The sequence below is a fragment of the Planococcus sp. CAU13 genome, assembly GCF_000775575.1.
GTDB lineage: Bacteria > Bacillota > Bacilli > Bacillales_A > Planococcaceae > Planococcus.
This window is the reverse complement of the sequence record NZ_JRGN01000074.1, coordinates 1-16,364: the sequence shown is the minus strand read 5'-3', so window position 1 is coordinate 16,364 and position 16,364 is coordinate 1. Positions and strand designations below refer to the sequence as shown.

Annotated in this window: 17 protein-coding genes; 12 read left to right on the top strand and 5 right to left on the bottom strand. The window is 47.2% G+C overall.

Features of this window, described 5'->3' with window-relative positions; translation table 11 throughout:
- Positions 1–164: 164 nt before the first annotated feature.
- The 6 genes from KW93_RS03420 (at position 165) to KW93_RS03395 (ending at position 8,073) form a co-directional block, all read left to right on the top strand.
- Positions 165–1,427, top strand: a complete 1,263-nt coding sequence (locus KW93_RS03420; RefSeq protein ID WP_200883319.1) for an argininosuccinate synthase — start codon at positions 165–167, stop codon at positions 1,425–1,427.
- On the top strand, positions 1,424–2,800 hold the full coding sequence (argH, locus tag KW93_RS03415) for an argininosuccinate lyase (RefSeq protein ID WP_033541566.1): 1,377 nt from the start codon (positions 1,424–1,426) through the stop codon (positions 2,798–2,800). Before KW93_RS03420 ends, argH begins: the two co-directional genes overlap by 4 nt.
- 181 nt (positions 2,801–2,981) lie before the next feature.
- Positions 2,982–4,739, top strand: a complete 1,758-nt coding sequence (locus tag KW93_RS03410) for an ABC transporter transmembrane domain-containing protein (RefSeq protein WP_033541565.1) — start codon at positions 2,982–2,984, stop codon at positions 4,737–4,739.
- Positions 4,739–6,514: an ABC transporter ATP-binding protein gene (locus KW93_RS03405; RefSeq protein WP_033541568.1), complete on the top strand. Its 1,776-nt coding sequence runs from the start codon at positions 4,739–4,741 to the stop codon at positions 6,512–6,514. Before KW93_RS03410 ends, KW93_RS03405 begins: the two co-directional genes overlap by 1 nt.
- A 226-nt stretch (positions 6,515–6,740) precedes the next feature.
- A complete protein-coding gene (locus tag KW93_RS03400; protein ID WP_033541564.1) occupies positions 6,741–7,451 on the top strand; it encodes a cytochrome c biogenesis CcdA family protein in 711 nt (236 codons plus the stop codon).
- Positions 7,452–7,572: 121 nt separating this feature from the next.
- A complete protein-coding gene (locus KW93_RS03395) occupies positions 7,573–8,073 on the top strand; it encodes a CcdC family protein (RefSeq protein ID WP_033541563.1) in 501 nt (166 codons plus the stop codon).
- A 26-nt stretch (positions 8,074–8,099) separates the two neighbouring features.
- On the opposite strand, the gene KW93_RS03390 is transcribed toward KW93_RS03395, so the two are convergent.
- Entirely contained in the window at positions 8,100–8,534 is a 435-nt protein-coding gene (locus KW93_RS03390; protein ID WP_033541562.1) for a DUF2621 family protein, read from the bottom strand.
- 120 nt (positions 8,535–8,654) lie between these two features.
- Here KW93_RS03390 and KW93_RS03385 point away from each other — a divergent pair, with 120 nt between their 5' ends.
- The 3 genes from KW93_RS03385 (at position 8,655) to KW93_RS17070 (ending at position 9,302) form a co-directional block, all read left to right on the top strand.
- Complete coding sequence (locus KW93_RS03385) at positions 8,655–8,873, top strand: DUF1659 domain-containing protein (protein WP_033541561.1); 219 nt, start codon at positions 8,655–8,657, stop codon at positions 8,871–8,873.
- A 22-nt stretch (positions 8,874–8,895) separates the two neighbouring features.
- Positions 8,896–9,111 carry a DUF2922 domain-containing protein gene (locus KW93_RS03380; protein WP_033541560.1) on the top strand — a complete coding sequence of 72 codons (216 nt, stop codon included), beginning with the start codon at positions 8,896–8,898 and terminating at the stop codon, positions 9,109–9,111.
- Between the two features lie 65 nt (positions 9,112–9,176).
- Entirely contained in the window at positions 9,177–9,302 is a 126-nt protein-coding gene (locus KW93_RS17070) for a YvrJ family protein (RefSeq protein WP_081986921.1), read from the top strand.
- A 59-nt stretch (positions 9,303–9,361) separates the two neighbouring features.
- On the opposite strand, the gene mscL is transcribed toward KW93_RS17070, so the two are convergent.
- On the bottom strand, positions 9,362–9,745 hold the full coding sequence (mscL, locus tag KW93_RS03375; protein ID WP_033541559.1) for a large conductance mechanosensitive channel protein MscL: 384 nt from the start codon (positions 9,743–9,745) through the stop codon (positions 9,362–9,364).
- 120 nt (positions 9,746–9,865) lie between these two features.
- Between mscL and KW93_RS03370 the strand changes: the two genes are divergently transcribed.
- The gene (locus KW93_RS03370; RefSeq protein ID WP_033541558.1) at positions 9,866–10,513 is read left to right on the top strand and encodes a lytic transglycosylase domain-containing protein; all 648 of its coding nucleotides are present in this window, start codon (positions 9,866–9,868) and stop codon (positions 10,511–10,513) included.
- A 51-nt stretch (positions 10,514–10,564) separates the two neighbouring features.
- Here the strand turns inward: KW93_RS03370 and KW93_RS03365 are convergent, their stop codons facing one another.
- The 3 genes from KW93_RS03365 to KW93_RS03355 all read right to left on the bottom strand — a co-directional run bounded on the left by KW93_RS03365 (position 10,565) and on the right by KW93_RS03355 (position 12,627).
- Positions 10,565–10,831, bottom strand: coding sequence for a GlsB/YeaQ/YmgE family stress response membrane protein (locus KW93_RS03365; protein WP_033541557.1), 267 nt, complete (start codon positions 10,829–10,831; stop codon positions 10,565–10,567).
- An 89-nt stretch (positions 10,832–10,920) separates the two neighbouring features.
- On the bottom strand, positions 10,921–11,463 hold the full coding sequence (locus KW93_RS03360; RefSeq protein ID WP_033541556.1) for a cysteine hydrolase family protein: 543 nt from the start codon (positions 11,461–11,463) through the stop codon (positions 10,921–10,923).
- Between the two features lie 312 nt (positions 11,464–11,775).
- Entirely contained in the window at positions 11,776–12,627 is an 852-nt protein-coding gene (locus KW93_RS03355) for a site-specific integrase (RefSeq protein ID WP_033541555.1), read from the bottom strand.
- 318 nt (positions 12,628–12,945) lie between these two features.
- Here KW93_RS03355 and KW93_RS03350 point away from each other — a divergent pair, with 318 nt between their 5' ends.
- Together KW93_RS03350 and acnA are read left to right on the top strand one after the other, a co-directional pair.
- The gene (locus tag KW93_RS03350; RefSeq protein ID WP_033541554.1) at positions 12,946–13,449 is read left to right on the top strand and encodes a DinB family protein; all 504 of its coding nucleotides are present in this window, start codon (positions 12,946–12,948) and stop codon (positions 13,447–13,449) included.
- Between the two features lie 131 nt (positions 13,450–13,580).
- Positions 13,581–16,295 carry an aconitate hydratase AcnA gene (gene acnA, locus KW93_RS03345; RefSeq protein WP_033541553.1) on the top strand — a complete coding sequence of 905 codons (2,715 nt, stop codon included), beginning with the start codon at positions 13,581–13,583 and terminating at the stop codon, positions 16,293–16,295.
- Positions 16,296–16,364 lie beyond the last annotated feature (69 nt).

Below are 16,364 nucleotides of genomic sequence, written 5' to 3'. Positions count from 1 at the left end.
AAAGCGAAGCTGTTTTGCGGAATATCGGTTTTATTTTCTCTTTCTCTACAAGATAAGAACAGTGGGACACCAATCCCGCTGTTCTTTTTTTGTGCATTTTTTTATGGGTTTCCACTTGCATGAAATATTTATGCGTGTTATTGTATGTATATTAACTTTAATTTATGCATAAAAATACAAAGGTGGTTATTCTATTGACTAAAAAAATCGTGTTGGCGTACTCCGGTGGACTTGATACTTCTGTTGCGATTCCCTGGCTGAAATCAGAAGGCTATGATGTCGTGGCAGTGTGCCTTGATATCGGCGAAGGCAAAGATCTGGAATTCATTAAACAGAAAGCGCTGCAGGTTGGTGCGGTCGAAAGTTATATGGTTGATGCACGAGATGAATTTGCCGAAGAATATGCACTTATATCTTTACAGGCCCATACATTATATGAAGGCAAATACCCGCTTGTATCCGCCCTGTCACGTCCGCTGATTTCGAAAAAACTGGTAGAAATCGCCGAACAATGCGGCGCGACTGCCGTAGCTCACGGCTGTACCGGCAAAGGCAATGACCAGGTCCGTTTCGAAGTGTCGATCAAATCGCTGAATCCGGCGCTCGAAGTTGTGGCACCGGTCAGACAATGGGGGTGGTCGCGTGATGAAGAAATCGCTTATGCCAAACAGCACGACGTTCCAATCCCGGTCAATCTCGACAGCCCGTTCTCAATCGATATGAATCTGTGGGGCCGCGCCAATGAATGCGGCATACTGGAAGATCCTTGGGCGACACCTCCTGCCGATGCCTATGAACTGACGAATGCACTTGAAGATACACCGGATACAGCGGACATCATTGAAATTGAGTTTGAAAAAGGTGTTCCTGTGAAATTGGACGGCGTTTCCTACGGACTGACTCAATTGATCTTCGAACTGAATACAGTTGCCGGCAAGCACGGAGTCGGCCGCATCGATCATGTTGAAAACCGCCTTGTCGGCATCAAATCGCGTGAGATTTATGAAGCACCGGCTGCGATGACGCTGATTACTGCGCATAAAGAACTGGAAGACATCACGCTGGTGAAGGAAATGGCGCATTTCAAACCGGTCATTGAAAAGAAAATGACCGAGCTTATTTATGAAGGCCTGTGGTTCTCGCCGCTGCGCGTTGCACTGGAAGCGTTTCTCAAAGAGACGCAGCAATTCGTCAATGGCACGGTGCGTGTGAAACTGTTCAAAGGGCATGCCATCGTTGAAGGGCGCAAGTCACCGAATTCATTGTACAGTGAGCAATTGGCGACTTATTCCACCGACGACACGTTCAATCACAATTCAGCTGTCGGTTTCATCGAATTATGGGGACTGCCGACTGTGGTCAATGCCCAGGTCAATAAAAAAGCGTTGAAAGTTACTGAACAGGTGAAAGTGGAGGTAAACTCATGACCAAGCTCTGGGGCGGACGCTTTCAAAAATCGGCTGAGCAATGGGTCGACGAGTTTGGCGCTTCGATTGGATTTGACCAGAAACTGGTGATGGAAGACATCGAAGGCAGCCAGGCGCACGTCAAAATGCTGGGCGCATGTGCGATTCTCACGGAAGATGAGACAGCATCGATCCTTTCCGGTCTTGAAACGCTGAAACAGAAAGCGGCTGCAGGCGACCTTGAATACAGCACCGCCAATGAAGACATCCACCTGAACCTGGAGAAATTCCTGATCGATGAAATCGGACCTGTCGGCGGCAAGCTTCACACAGGCAGAAGCCGCAACGATCAGGTGGCAACGGATATGCATCTGTATCTGAAAAACCGTGTACTGGAAATCATCGAAGAAATTAGCCGATTCCAGCAGGCAGTCGTTTCGCAGGCCGATGCCCATATCGAAACGATTGTGTCAGGCTACACCCATCTGCAGCGCGCACAGCCAATTTCATTCGGTCATCATCTGATGACGTATTTCTGGATGCTGCAGCGCGACAAGGAACGGCTGCAGGAGTCGCTGAAACGCATCGATGTGTCACCGCTCGGAGCAGGGGCGATGTCCGGTACGACATTTCCGATTGACCGCGAGCTGGCAGCAGGCTACCTCGGTTTCGCCGGCATTTACCCGAACAGCATCGATGCCGTCAGCGACCGGGATTTCATCGTCGAATTCCTGTCGAATGCTTCGATGCTCATGATGCATCTGTCGCGTTTTGCAGAAGAAATCATTCTTTGGTCAAGTGAGGAATTCCGTTTTGTCGAACTGGACGACGCGTTTTCCACCGGCTCGAGCATCATGCCGCAGAAAAAGAATCCCGATATGGCGGAGCTGATCCGCGGCAAGACCGGCCGCGTCTATGGCAATCTGTTCGCTTTATTGACGACGCTGAAAGGCTTGCCGCTTGCCTATAATAAAGACATGCAGGAAGACAAGGAAGGCATGTTCGACACGGTTCATACCCTGATGGGATCATTGCCAATTTTTGAAGGCATGGTGCGCACGATGACCGTCCGCACCGATTCCATGGAAAAAGCTGTATCATCGGATTTTTCCAATGCGACAGAACTGGCGGATTATCTGGCGGCAAAAGGAATGCCGTTCCGGGAAGCCCATGACGTCACCGGCAAACTGGTTTTCACATGCATTCAGCGCGGCTATTATCTGAAAGACCTGCCGCTCGATGAAATGAAGGCGGCGAGTCCGTTGATCGATGAAAACATTTACGAAACTCTGAAACCGCGGACCGCAGTGGATAGAAGAAACTCTTCCGGCGGCACAGGCTTTAATCAGGTGCGCATTCAATTGGAACAGGCGAAAAAGCTCCTGAACGAATAACGCTGTATAGTTGGAAGCCAATGCACAAAACCATATGCATTGGCTTTTTGCCTGTCTTTTTTTCTCAACCATAAGGCTGATTTATTTCAATAAACGAAATAGTTCTCCTATTTTGTTTAAAAATTTGCTAAAATGAAAAAGTTGGATACATAGAATAACTTACAGCGGGGAGAAGACAGGAATGCGTGTGTTTTTGGAATTGGGCTGGTTTTTTAAAGAAAGGAAAAAGCAGTACGGCATCGGCATTTTCATGCTGCTGATTGTGGCGGCACTGGGTGTGCTGCCTCCGCGCATCATCGGAAATGTGGTGGATGAAATCAGCAGAGGGACGCTGACTGGCGAAACCCTCATTAAATGGCTTGCCATACTGGCGGCCGCAGCGCTCGTTTCGTATGTGCTCCGTTATATCTGGCGGCTGATGATCTTCGGTTCATCGATCATTCTTGCACGCAATCTTCGGCGCCAGCTGTTTCATCATTTTACACAGATGTCTCCGTCGTTCTACCAGAAAAGACGCGTCGGCGATCTGATGGCACATGCCACCAACGATTTGCAGGCGGTGCAGATGACTGCCGGCGCCGGCGTATTGACACTGGTCGATTCGCTTGCAGTCGGCGGCTTCGTCATTGCGGCCATGGCCATCACGATTGACTGGAAACTGACGTTGATTGTGCTCTTGCCGCTGCCTCTGATGGCCTACCTGACGAATTATTACGGACGGTTGATGCACCTGCGTTTCCACGACGCACAGGCGGCATTTTCCGGATTAAATGATAAGACACAGGAAAGCATTTCAGGCATGAAAGTCATCAAGACGTTCGGACAGGACAAAGAAGATGTCGAAGATTTCCGCGCTCTGTCCAATAAAGTAGTGGATGAAAATATCCGGGTTGCCCGTGTCGACTCATTATTCGATCCGACCATTTCTGCAATCATCGGCATCTGTTATTTCCTGGCCATCGGTTTCGGTTCTTATTTCGTCACAAATGGCGATATGACAATCGGTGACCTGGTCGCGTTCACCGCTTATCTCGGCCTGCTTGTCTGGCCGATGCTGGCATTCGGCTGGCTCTTCAATATTGTGGAACGCGGCCGGGCTTCCTACGACCGCATCCGCCAGCTGCTGGCGGAACCGGTCGATATTGGTGACCGCAAAGGTGCGCTTGATATCCATCCGGAAGGAGATATTGTGTTCCATCTGGAGGAATTCAAGTTTACGGGCGACGACCGAGCTGCCCTCCATAATGTCCATTTCACATTGAAACGGGGAGAGACGCTGGGCATCGTCGGTAAGACGGGTTCAGGCAAATCAGCGATTTTGCGCCTGCTGCTGCGTGAATTCGAGAATTACCGAGGAGAAATCAGCTTCGGCGGCAGATCGATCACTGATTACAGAAAAAATAAATTAAGGCAGGCGATCGGCTATGTGCCGCAGGATCACTTCCTGTTTTCCATGTCTGTAGCCGGCAATATTGCGTTTGCACGTCCTGGAGCGAGTATGGAGGAAATCACGAAAGCTGCGAGTTTGGCGCATATCCACCAGGACATCCTGAACTTCACAGAAGGCTATGACACTGTGGTAGGCGAACGCGGAGTATCATTGTCCGGCGGTCAGAAACAGCGGATTTCAATTGCCAGGGCGTTGATGATGAAGCCGGAACTGCTCATTCTGGACGATTCGCTGTCAGCGGTCGATGCCAAAACGGAAGAGGCGATTCTGGAATCGCTGAAAGAGATGCGCACCGGTGAAACGACGATCATTACGTCCCACCGCCTCAGTGCCATTCAGCATGCACACCAGATTCTTGTGATGGATGCCGGCACGGTGGTGGAAATCGGTTCCCACGAAGAACTGATGAAGAAACAGGGAATTTATTATGAAATGTATGAGTTGCAGCAGCTGGAAGCACTCGTCGAGCAGGGAGGCGAGACCAAATGATGGAGAAACAAAAAGAATTGACGGGCAAAGACCAATGGATCGTTTTTAAACGTCTCCTGATGTATTTATTGCCTCATAAAAAGATGCTGTCCATTGCCATGTTCCTGCTGGTGCTGACCGTTATTGGCGATGTGGTGGGCCCGTTGCTCATCAAAACTTTCATCGACAATTATTTGACGGAAGGCAATTTTCCGACCGGACCAGTGGTCGGCCTTGCGCTCGGTTATTTATTCATCCAGATTTCGAACGTCATCATCAGCTATTTTCAATTACTGAAATTCCAGGAAGCAGCGCTGAAAATCATCCAGCAGATGCGCATCGATGTATTTACGAAAGTGCAGCGCCTTGGAATGCGTTATTTCGACAAGACGCCGGCTGGTGGAATCGTCTCACGGGTCACCAATGACACCGAAGCGATCAAGGAAATGTTCGTCACCGTGCTCATTGGTTTTATTCAAAGTATATTCCTGATCATCGGCGTCTACATCGCCATGTTCTTCCTGAACGTCCGGCTCGCGGCGATCACATTGATCCTGCTGCCGATCCTGCTGTGGATCATGTATATGTACCGCAAATACAGCTCCGTCTTCTATCAGGATCTGCGGGAGCGGCTCGGCCAGCTGAATGCCAAAATCTCCGAATCTGTGCAGGGAATGGGCATGATTCAGGCATTCGGCCAGGAAACACGGATGCAGGATGAGTTCGATGAAATAAATGAAAAGCACTGGAATGCGGGCAAACGCAATATTAAAATCGACGGCCTGCTGCTCCGGCCGGCAATCGATCTGGTCTATACGCTTGCGCTTATCATGCTGCTCAGCTATTTCGGCATCACGTCTTTCTCGAATACAGTTGAAGTCGGCGTCATTTACGCGTTCGTCACGTATATTGACCGGTTCTTTGAACCAATCGGACAGATCATGCAGCGGCTCTCCATTTTCCAGCAGGCGATTGTCGCCGCGTCGCGTGTTTTCAAGCTGCTGGATGAAACAGACGATGCTCCGGCCCAAAAAGGTGTGGATGGTGAAATCACTCAGGGCAGGATTGAATTCCGCAATGTCAGTTTTTCCTATGACGGCAAAGCGGATGTGCTGAAGAATATCTCATTCACCGCGGAACCGGGACAGACCGTTGCACTTGTCGGGCATACCGGAAGCGGAAAAAGTTCGATCATCAACCTGTTGATGCGCTTCTATGAATTTGAACGGGGCGATATCCTGATTGATGGCATTTCCGTCAGAGATTACAGCGCAAATGAATTGCGGAAAAAAATGGGGCTCGTGCTGCAGGATCCGTTCCTGTTCTATGGCACGATCGAAAGCAATATCCGGCTGTTCAATTCGGATATGCGGTTCTCGGAAGTCCGGGCGGCTGCTGAATTTGTGCAGGCTGATAAATTCATTGCCCAGCTGCCGGACGGCTATGACCATAAAGTGACCGAAAGAGGGTCGACTTTCTCAAGCGGCCAGCGCCAATTGCTGGCTTTCGCCAGAACGATGGCAGCAGACCCGAAAATTCTTGTGCTGGATGAAGCCACAGCGAATATCGATACGGAAACAGAAGTGGCGATTCAATCTGGTCTCGAAAGGATGAGAAGGGGCCGAACGACCATCGCCATTGCCCACCGATTGAGCACAATCCAGGACGCTGAACTGATTCTGGTGCTTCATCAGGGAGAAATTGTCGAACGCGGCACTCACCAGCAGCTGCTTGCACAGCGCGGCCTTTACCATAAGATGTATCTGCTGCAGAACAGCATTGTGGAAGTTTCATGATAAAAAGTTGAATTAGCAAAAAGCGCAATGGGAAAGGTTAACTTTTTCCCTTGCGCTTTTTTAAATACATTGCTCCTGTCTCTGCATCGCTTCGCTAGCTTCGTCGCCAATGAACCGGGCTAAAATCCTTTTCCTGGTTCATTCACAAAGAGTTCACAGACTAATATGCGGTTTTCACTGTATAAATTTGATAAGATGGGGAGAGTATAATGAAGGAGTGGAAACAGTGGCAAGTGATATCAACCTCTTCCTGGCTTTTGGGGCAGGGTTTCTAAGCTTTATTTCACCTTGCACATTGCCTTTGTATCCGGCATTTTTATCCTATATTACAGGCATGTCGCTGGATGAAATAAAAAACGATAAGAAAGTGATGCAGCGGAGAGGCATGTTCCATACATTGTTCTTCCTGCTTGGATTTTCCGCTATTTTTATCGCACTCGGATTCAGTACGTCCTTGTTCTATGAATGGTTTATCCGTTACGACGATTTGATCCGCCAGATCGGCGCCATTTTTATCGTCGTGTTCGGACTTATGATTATCGGCGTTTTCCAGCCCAAGTTCCTGATGGCGGATAAGAAATTTTCCTTTAAAAACCGGCCATCGGGCTTTTTGGGAACATTTGTCATCGGTCTGGCATTCGCGGCCGGCTGGACGCCATGTACCGGGCCCATCACCGCAGCAATCTACGCACTCGCTGCCGCAAATCCGGGGTCAGGCGTCTGGTATATGATCGCATATGTTCTGGGCTTTGCAATTCCATTCTTTGTGCTGTCGTTCTTCGTGACACGTCTCGGCTGGCTGCGCAAACACAATAACACCATCATGAAAGTCGGCGGATTTATCATGATCGCAGTCGGAATCCTGCTGTTCTTTGATGGTCTGACTTATCTTATCCGGATCCTGAGCCCGATTTTCGGAGATTTCCAGGGATTCTAATCGATTTAAAAGCAGGTGAAACCTTTGAGAACCATCCATTCATTAAATGAATACAGGCAATTGCGGTTTTTTAGGCTGGAAGAATTTTGGAGCCAGCCCGAAAAGCTTGAGGAGGGACCCCATGTTTAGCAGTATCCCTCCGGAAGTGTATCTGATCGTGACGACCGTTGGCGCTATGCTGATGGGTATTTTGGCGATGGTCGTCAGATCGCGCGCAGCCAAGAAACCCGCTTCCGTTAAAAAAATCCTGTTGCCGCCGTTATTCATGTCTACAGGCGCTTTAATGTTCATTTTTCCTTTTTTCAGGGTGGCGCCGCTGCAGATAGCAGAAGCGCTCGCTGCCGGCATCGTTTTTTCGGCAGTCCTGATCTGGACATCGAAATTTGAAATAAAAGACGGCGAAATCTATCTAAAGCAATCTAAGGCATTCATATTTATATTGGTCGGTCTATTGCTGTTGCGCGTTGCCGCAAAAGTGGTGCTCAGTTCAACGATCGATGTCGGTGAACTTGCAGGCATGTTCTGGATTCTGGCGTTCGGCATGATTATTCCGTGGCGCATAGCAATGTATCTCCAATTCAAAAAAATCACAGAAAAAAACAAAAGCGCCGTTCCCGGCTGAGGGAACGGCGCTTTTGTCTATCATTTTCATTGCCCAAAATACTCTTCATATGGAGCAACGTCAATATTGAGTTCTGCCAGTTTTTTGCGCAAAAATTTGTGGTCACGTTTCGGAGTTGCCTGAATATAGCCGCGGATAATGTGTTCGTGTTCCATTTTCTTCGCTTTTTCTTCCAGAAGAATCTGTCCGATGCGGCCTGCAATCTTCTGTTTGGCGACAGGCCGGAACAAGTCGGGCACCGGCTGCACCAGCTCATTCAATAATTCCTTGTCTTTTTCTTTCCATAGATGGATCGTTTTATCAACGTAATATTCTTCCCAGTTCAAATCAGAAAGTCCATCTTTTTTCGGGATTGATTTCAGGAACTTCCTGAACATGAAAAAACCGCCGATCGCAAAAAGACCGACAAGCACTACAACCCAGAAAAGGATAAACCACAAAAACCAACCTTCTAACGCCACGTTATTCACCTCTACCTTTCCAGTAACTCCATTATAAGAGCAAAATAAAAATATTTCATTAAAAATGTCTCCTTTTTTGTCCGAACTGTCTATATAGCGGGTGAAGGGAGGTGACACAAAATGGCCAACAGCAATTTCAAGAACGCAAGCATCCGCCTTACTTTTTCCAACGGCGTTGATGCACTCGGCAAACCGAGGAAGAAAGTGAAAGCGTATCACAATGTATCAGACGCTGCATCACCGGATGAGATTTACGAAACGGCACGGGTATTGACGGAATTCGGCATGAAACCGTTGATGAATCTGGAAAAGCAATCAAATCTTTCAATCTATTCATAATACAAAAAAGGGGGAATAAGAAATGGCAAAGACATTGGAATTGATTTTTGAAACGAGTGCGGGCAAGGATGTTGTATTATCTGTGGAGGAACCAAGGGAAGACCTGACGGCTCTGGAACTTGCGGCTGGCATGCAGACGATCATCACGCAGGATATTTTTACAGTTGAAGGGGCACCGTTCGCGCTTGCTAAAGGCGCACGTGTCGTTGAACGGAATGTAGTCGATTACGAAGTGTAAAAATATGAAGCCCTCCTGACACGGAGGGCTTTTTGTCTTCAATAACACAGAAGGGAGGCAGCACTATGGAAGATTGGATGAGGTTGATCCAGGAAGTGGGTTTCCCGATATTTGTATCGTTTTACCTGATGCACAGAGTTGAGACGAAACTTGTGGCAATCCATGAAGCATTGCTCACCATCAAATTCTGATCGATACTTTCCGGACATAAAAAGCTTATTCCTCCAATGGAATAAGCTTTTTTAATGCGCTACAGCTGCTGCTTTTTCAAGAGGTCCCGAATTTCCACAAGCAATTCCTCTTTTTTGTCCAATTCCGGCACAATTTCTTCCTCAGGCATCTTTTCTTTCCGGCGGAATCTCATGAACAGGCGAATGACCACAAAAATAGAAAATGAAATGATGAAGAAGTCCAATACCGATTGCAGAAATGCGCCGTATTTCAAAGTGGCGTCACCGACTTTATATTCAGCGCCTGCGATGCTGAATCCACCGAGCAGCAATCCAACAGCCGGCATGATCAGGTCTTCCACCAAAGAAGTGACGATTTTGCCGAAAGCCGTACCGATGACTACAGCAATCGCCAGGTCCAGCACATTGCCTTTCATCGCAAAATCCTTAAAATCTTTCCACATGTTTTCACCCCCTAAGCTAAATTTACATTTGATCTTCAGCAAAAGATAGTACCAACAGGCAAGGGATTATTAATCGATTCTGTGATAAACTGAAGAAAATAAGCTTTTGGGCGTGAACCAATGAAAAAGAAAAAGAAAAAAACGAAAAAATTCGGCATCCTGAAACTGTTGTTTCTGCTGACGTTACTACCGGCAATGCTGGTCAGTGTCACCCTGGTCATTCTTGTATATTATGTATTCAACCCGGAAACGGTCATGACCGCTTTGAAGGAAACGCCGAACCTTATCCGTGAAATGGACGTGCCTGAGGAATACATCCCTCTGTACAAAGAGACAGCCGAAGAATACGGGATTCCCTGGACATTGCTTGCAGCCCATCACAGGGTGGAGACGCGTTTTTCCACAATGGATCCTTTATTATCACCGGTAGGGGCGGAAGGGCATATGCAGTTTATGCCTTGCACATTTGTAGGATGGAGCCATCCGACATGTTCAGGTCTTGGCCAGGGGGAGATTCCGGAAGATGAAAAAACGGATCCGGAAGTCATCGCGGCTTACGGGGGCTATGGCACCGACGGCAACGGCGATGGCATTGCAGACCCATATGACATGACAGATGCGATGCACAGTGCGGCCAATTACCTGTCGAAGAACGGGGCGGCGGATGGAGAACTTGAAAAAGCGATTTTCCAGTACAATCACAGCGATGAATATGTTGAAGACATTCTTCATTACTACAATCTTTATAATGAGCAATTTGCTGAGTAACATAGAAAAAGAGCGGACAATGTGTCCGCTCTTTTTTAATGCAAGATCCAATTATGCTCGGTTGCGGCGGTTTTTGCCCATTGAACCAAGAATCAGGCTCAATACGAAAACCAGTACCAAAGCACCGATCAATGCCGGAATGATGTAGACGCCCCAAATTTCTGGACCCCAATCTCCCAGCAGCAGGCTGCCAAGCCATGCGCCGATGATACCTGCAATAATGTTCCCGATAATACCACCCGGAATGTCTTTACCTAGAATAAGTCCTGCCAACCAACCGATGATACCACCCATGATTAAGAATAAAATAAAGCCCATTGAGTTCCATCTCCTTTTCCTGTAATAATATTTGCTACACTATAGATATAACCTCAATGGGGGAATTTAAAACATCGCCTAGGGAAAAATTATAAAACTACTGCGCCTAATGTATTAGTAAAATGCCGCAAAGCCCATTTATGGCCTTCCGGATCGAAGCTTGCCACCGCGTCTTGATGGATGACGATTTTGAATCCTCTATTGTATGCATCGACAGCCGTGTGGAGGACACAGATATCCGTGCACACACCCACAATATGAAGTTCTTCGATGTTTCTCTCCCGCAGCATCAATTCCAGCCGGGTGCCCGCAAATGCACTGTAACGGGTTTTGTCCATCCAGACGATGTTATCGGAATTCGATTCATACAAGTTCTTCAAATCACCGTATAAATTTCGGCCTTCCGTACCTCTGATATTATGCGGGGGAAAGAGTTTCGTTTCCGGATGCAGCTGATCTTCTTCTTCATGGAGATCGACGGGAAATACAATAAAATCTCCCTGGTCCAAAAACTGTTCAGTGATGGCAACAATTTTATCGTGGATCGCCTGTCCCGGCTTTCCGCACGTAAGCCTGCCATGGTCGGCGACGAAATCCACCGTATAATCAACTGCGAGCAATGCTTTTTTCATTTTCAATTCCTCCAAACACATTTTTTTATATTCATCATAACATTTTCACCGGAGCAGGGACTTCCCAATTGAAAAGAGACTGAATATTCGGTATAATAAAATTAAAAAAGAAGAAGGGTGAAAGCGCATGATTTATGAGAACACGGATAAGTTGAACAGACAAGGGATGCTGTTTGTTGTTTTTCACACCATCATCGTTTTCAATCTGGCGCTGAATTTTGGTTTCTTCGCATAGCTTAGGCAAAAGTAAAAAAGCCGCTGAAAGGAAATTCCTTTCGGCGGCTTTTATCTGTATTTCTGATGGGTATTCATTTATTTTTTCAGGCGCTGCAGCGAGTCTTTCAGTATGCGGGAAGCAGAATCGAGCGAAACGCCGAGAATTTCCTGGATTTCTTCCAGGTTTTTCTGCTCTTCCGAGTACAGATAATGGACATAGGCAAAGCGGATATCTCCGGAGCGCATCGGCATTCCGACAAAAGAAGAAAGCGCTTCGGTATAATCAGACAGAGAACCCATCTGGAACTGGGCATACGTGTTATTCACTTTGGACGACAGCAGGTAGGGCGTGCCTCTGAAAACAGCACGTTCCATTCCTTCAAGCAGGATGGCGATTTCTTTGCCGGTAAAATCGATCCGGCTCATATAGCCGTCTTTCTTCTCGAATTCGAGCGTCAGCTTATGGCCTTTGTCCTCGAAATTGCTGATGTCGATCGCTGCCATGTCCCGGAGCCTGAGCCCGCGCAAGTAAAGAATATAAAGGATTTTGGCGTTCAGAGAGAGCTGGTCGGTTTCAAGAACGGCCTCTTTTTTAGCCAGCAGCTTGCCGTAGTCCAGATGAATATCGGGAGGAGTCAGATCCAGTTTCTCGGAATATTTGAATTTGGGCATGAAATCAACCGGGATCCGGCCGATGCGCCACATATAGTCGAACCATTGGCGGATAAAAATGATCTTTCTGTTCAACGTGCTGTCTTTGATGCCGGTCGCACGCTGTTCATGCAGGAAATTTTGAATATCGGCTGGGCGGATTTCATGCGGTTCGATCTTTTTATTGTAATGCCGCACAAGAAAAGCGAGAAGGGAATGGATCAATTGGACTTCGTGGACGACCGTGTTCGGGCTGATGCCGTTCTGCAGTCGGTATTTCTCATATCCGTAGGGCATTGCTGCTCACCTCTGCATCCATTTTTACTGAATATTATACCATATTCAACCAAAAAACAGAACGTACTTTCCCTCTACTGCAAAGGTGGAGTATGATGAATTAAAAATGAAGTACGGGAGCAGAACTTTATTTAAATATTAATTTTCCTCGAATATTTTAATACATAAGGCTTTACTAAAAAAATCAAAAGAAGTCAACAAGCAAAAAAGAACCGGTTTTATCATATGGAAAAGACCCTTCGAAAAGTTAGCGTTGCAGGACATAAAAGAGGGTATGCAAAAAGTAAGGCAGGTCAACACCAGGAAAGGGGAGAAGATATGTTCAAAGAGGACAATGAGGCAATCCGGCGTCAGCTTTTGGAAACAGTCGAAGGATTGCCGGATGAACTGTTAAATGAAAAGCCGGCAGAGGACAGATGGTCGGCGATGCAGATTCTTGATCATCTGCAGTTGATGGAAAATGTCATCAGAAAAGGAATTGCACAAGAACTGGATGGCGGAACCAGTCAAAAAGCCAGGGAGAAACCGATAGAGCTTACAGTTGACAGGACCAGAAAAGTCGATGCGCCACCGTACACTGTGCCGACAGAAGAGTTTATCACCCTGGAAGAAATGAAAGGGAAACTGGCAGATTCACGCAGACTTCTAAACGAGCTGTACGACCTTGCAGAAACTGAATCATTGGAAAACAAATCGATGCCTCATCCTGCATTTGGAAAAATGTCATTGATCCAGTGGTTTCCATTTATCGGTCTTCATGAAAAAAGACATCTGGAGCAATTGCAGGAGACCTTAAGGGAAATCAATGGCCATAAGAATTAGTGATAGGAAATACTTATCACATTCCATAATTTTAATGTAATTTACTTATGCTTCGGATTTCGTTATGATGGAAGAGGAGAAAAGAAGCTATTTTTAGAGCCTTTTCAGAAGATTCAAAGGAGGAACACGACATGGCAAAAAGCAGTTTGCACAACAGCCGCACTTCTTTTGAGCTGAACGGTAAAACGTATAATTATTATCGTCTGGCTGCACTTGAAGAAGCAGGAATCGCGGAAGTATCACGCCTTCCTTACTCGATTAAAGTTCTTTTGGAATCCGTATTGCGTCAGCACGACGGATATGTCATCAAAGACGAGCATGTTGAAGAATTGGCTAAATGGGGCAAGAACGCCAATAAAGAAGCGGAAGTTCCATTTAAACCATCCCGCGTAATTTTACAGGATTTCACGGGAGTTCCAGTTGTGGTCGATTTGGCAGCACTTCGTTCAGCAATGGCTGAACTTGGCGGCGACCCTGACAAGATTAACCCTGAAATTCCGGTTGACCTCGTCATTGACCACTCGGTGCAGGTTGATAACTACGGTTCGAATGATGCACTTCGCATCAATATGGAATTGGAATTTGACCGCAACGCGGAACGTTACCAATTCCTGAACTGGGCTCAAAAAGCCTATGACAACTACCGTGCAGTTCCACCTGCAACAGGCATTGTCCACCAGGTCAACCTGGAGTACCTTGCAAACGTTGTTCATGCAATTGAAAATGGTGACGGCACATTCGAAGCTTTCCCGGATACATTGGTTGGTACGGATTCACATACAACCATGATCAACGGAATCGGCGTTCTTGGATGGGGTGTCGGCGGTATTGAAGCGGAAGCAGGTATGCTTGGACAGCCTTCATACTTCCCGATTCCTGAAGTAATTGGAGTGAAGATGACAGGCGAATTGCCAAACGGTGCTACTGCGACGGATCTGGCATTGAAAGTTACTGAAATATTGCGTAAAAAAGGCGTTGTCGGCAAATTTGTCGAGTTCTTCGGAACCGGCGTAACAACATTGCCGCTTGCTGACCGTGCAACAATTGCAAACATGGCTCCTGAATACGGCGCAACTTGCGGATTCTTCCCGGTTGACGAAGAAGCATTGAACTATATGCGTCTGACAGCACGTACAGAAGAGCAAATCGCAATTACAAAAGAATACCTGAAAGCGAACGACATGTTCTTCACTGTTGAGAACGAAGATCCGATCTACACAGACCTGGTTGAAATCGACCTTTCCCAGATCGAACCAAACCTTGCAGGACCGAAACGTCCACAGGATTTGATTCCTTTGTCTCAAATGAAGACAGAATTCAATAAAGCAGTAACAGCTCCTGAAGGGCCACACGGTTTTGCACTTGATGAAGCTGAAATCGCCAAAACAGCGACGGTTAACTTCAAAGACGGGCGTTCCGTTGAAATGAAGACCGGCTCATTGGCCATTGCAGCTATAACGTCATGTACAAATACATCCAACCCATACGTAATGCTTGGTGCTGGTCTTGTTGCGAAAAAAGCGGTTGAAAGAGGATTGACTCCTCCGGCATACGTGAAAACTTCGCTTGCTCCAGGATCGAAAGTCGTTACAGGCTATCTGCAGGATTCAGGCTTGCTCGATTACATGAACCAGATCGGTTTCAACCTTGTCGGTTACGGCTGTACTACATGTATCGGTAACTCAGGTCCATTGCTTCCTGAAATCGAAGATGCGATTCTGGACAATGATCTGCTTGTTTCTTCAGTTCTTTCAGGAAACCGTAACTTTGAAGGCCGTATCCACCCGTTGGTGAAAGCGAACTACCTGGCGTCTCCGATGCTGGTTGTAGCTTATGCTCTTGCCGGAACTGTGGATATCGATTTCGAAGTGGATCCAATCGGTAAGGACAAAGATGGAAACGACGTCTTCTTCAAAGATATCTGGCCGTCAACAGCCGAGATCAAAGAAGCGGTTCACTCTACCGTTACACCTGACTTGTTCCGCAAAGAATACGAGCATGTATTCAGCGAGAACGAAGCGTGGAACGCAATCGAAACCAACGATGATGCACTTTACGATTTCGATGAAAACTCAACTTATATCCAAAACCCGCCGTTCTTCGAGAACATGTCGACAGAACCTGCGCCGATCCAGCCACTGTCTGATTTGCGCGTAGTTGCGAAGTTTGCGGATTCCATTACAACTGACCATATTTCTCCGGCAGGTGCCATCGGCAAAGATACACCGGCAGGAAAATACCTTCGTGAAAACGGCGTAGAGCCGCGTAACTTCAACTCTTACGGTTCACGTCGCGGTAACCACGAAGTCATGATGCGCGGAACATTCGCCAACATCCGTATCCGTAACCAGGTGGCTCCAGGAACAACTGGCGGTTACACAACTTACTGGCCGACGGGCGAGACAATGGCAATCTACGATGCAGCAATGAAATATCAGGAGCAGGGCACTGGCCTGGCAATCCTGACAGGGAAAGATTACGGCATGGGCTCTTCACGTGACTGGGCAGCAAAAGGTACATTCCTACTCGGCATCAAGACAGTCATCGCTGAAAGCTATGAGCGTATCCACCGTTCTAACCTTGTGATGATGGGCGTTCTGCCGCTTCAATTCGTGAACGGTCAAAGTGCAGATTCACTTGGTCTGACAGGCCGCGAATCCATCTCAGTCAACTTGACGGATGATGTGAAACCGCGTGATATCCTGAAAGTCACTGCAACAGCAGAAGACGGCACAGTAACTGAGTTTGAAGTTCTTGCACGTTTCGACTCTGAAGTGGAAGTTGACTACTACCGCCACGGCGGTATCCTGCAAATGGTGCTTCGCAACAAATTGTTGGAAGTATAGAAAAGCGGAAACGGCCGTTCAGCTCCGACAAGCTTAAGATGAACTTCCGAAGCGGCGTTCTTTGCCGCA

Coding starts and splice junctions, on each gene's coding strand:
- KW93_RS03420 (WP_200883319.1), top strand. CDS start 165: ATGCATAAAAATACAAAGGTGGTTATTCTATTGACTAAAAAAATCGTG.
- argH (WP_033541566.1), top strand. CDS start 1,424: ATGACCAAGCTCTGGGGCGGACGCTTTCAAAAATCGGCTGAGCAATGG.
- KW93_RS03410 (WP_033541565.1), top strand. CDS start 2,982: ATGCGTGTGTTTTTGGAATTGGGCTGGTTTTTTAAAGAAAGGAAAAAG.
- KW93_RS03405 (WP_033541568.1), top strand. CDS start 4,739: ATGGAGAAACAAAAAGAATTGACGGGCAAAGACCAATGGATCGTTTTT.
- KW93_RS03395 (WP_033541563.1), top strand. CDS start 7,573: ATGTTTAGCAGTATCCCTCCGGAAGTGTATCTGATCGTGACGACCGTT.
- KW93_RS03385 (WP_033541561.1), top strand. CDS start 8,655: ATGGCCAACAGCAATTTCAAGAACGCAAGCATCCGCCTTACTTTTTCC.
- KW93_RS03380 (WP_033541560.1), top strand. CDS start 8,896: ATGGCAAAGACATTGGAATTGATTTTTGAAACGAGTGCGGGCAAGGAT.
- KW93_RS17070 (WP_081986921.1), top strand. CDS start 9,177: ATGGAAGATTGGATGAGGTTGATCCAGGAAGTGGGTTTCCCGATATTT.
- mscL (WP_033541559.1), bottom strand. CDS start 9,745: ATGTGGAAAGATTTTAAGGATTTTGCGATGAAAGGCAATGTGCTGGAC.
- KW93_RS03370 (WP_033541558.1), top strand. CDS start 9,866: ATGAAAAAGAAAAAGAAAAAAACGAAAAAATTCGGCATCCTGAAACTG.
- KW93_RS03365 (WP_033541557.1), bottom strand. CDS start 10,831: ATGGGCTTTATTTTATTCTTAATCATGGGTGGTATCATCGGTTGGTTG.
- KW93_RS03360 (WP_033541556.1), bottom strand. CDS start 11,463: ATGAAAAAAGCATTGCTCGCAGTTGATTATACGGTGGATTTCGTCGCC.
- KW93_RS03355 (WP_033541555.1), bottom strand. CDS start 12,627: ATGCCCTACGGATATGAGAAATACCGACTGCAGAACGGCATCAGCCCG.
- KW93_RS03350 (WP_033541554.1), top strand. CDS start 12,946: ATGTTCAAAGAGGACAATGAGGCAATCCGGCGTCAGCTTTTGGAAACA.
- acnA (WP_033541553.1), top strand. CDS start 13,581: ATGGCAAAAAGCAGTTTGCACAACAGCCGCACTTCTTTTGAGCTGAAC.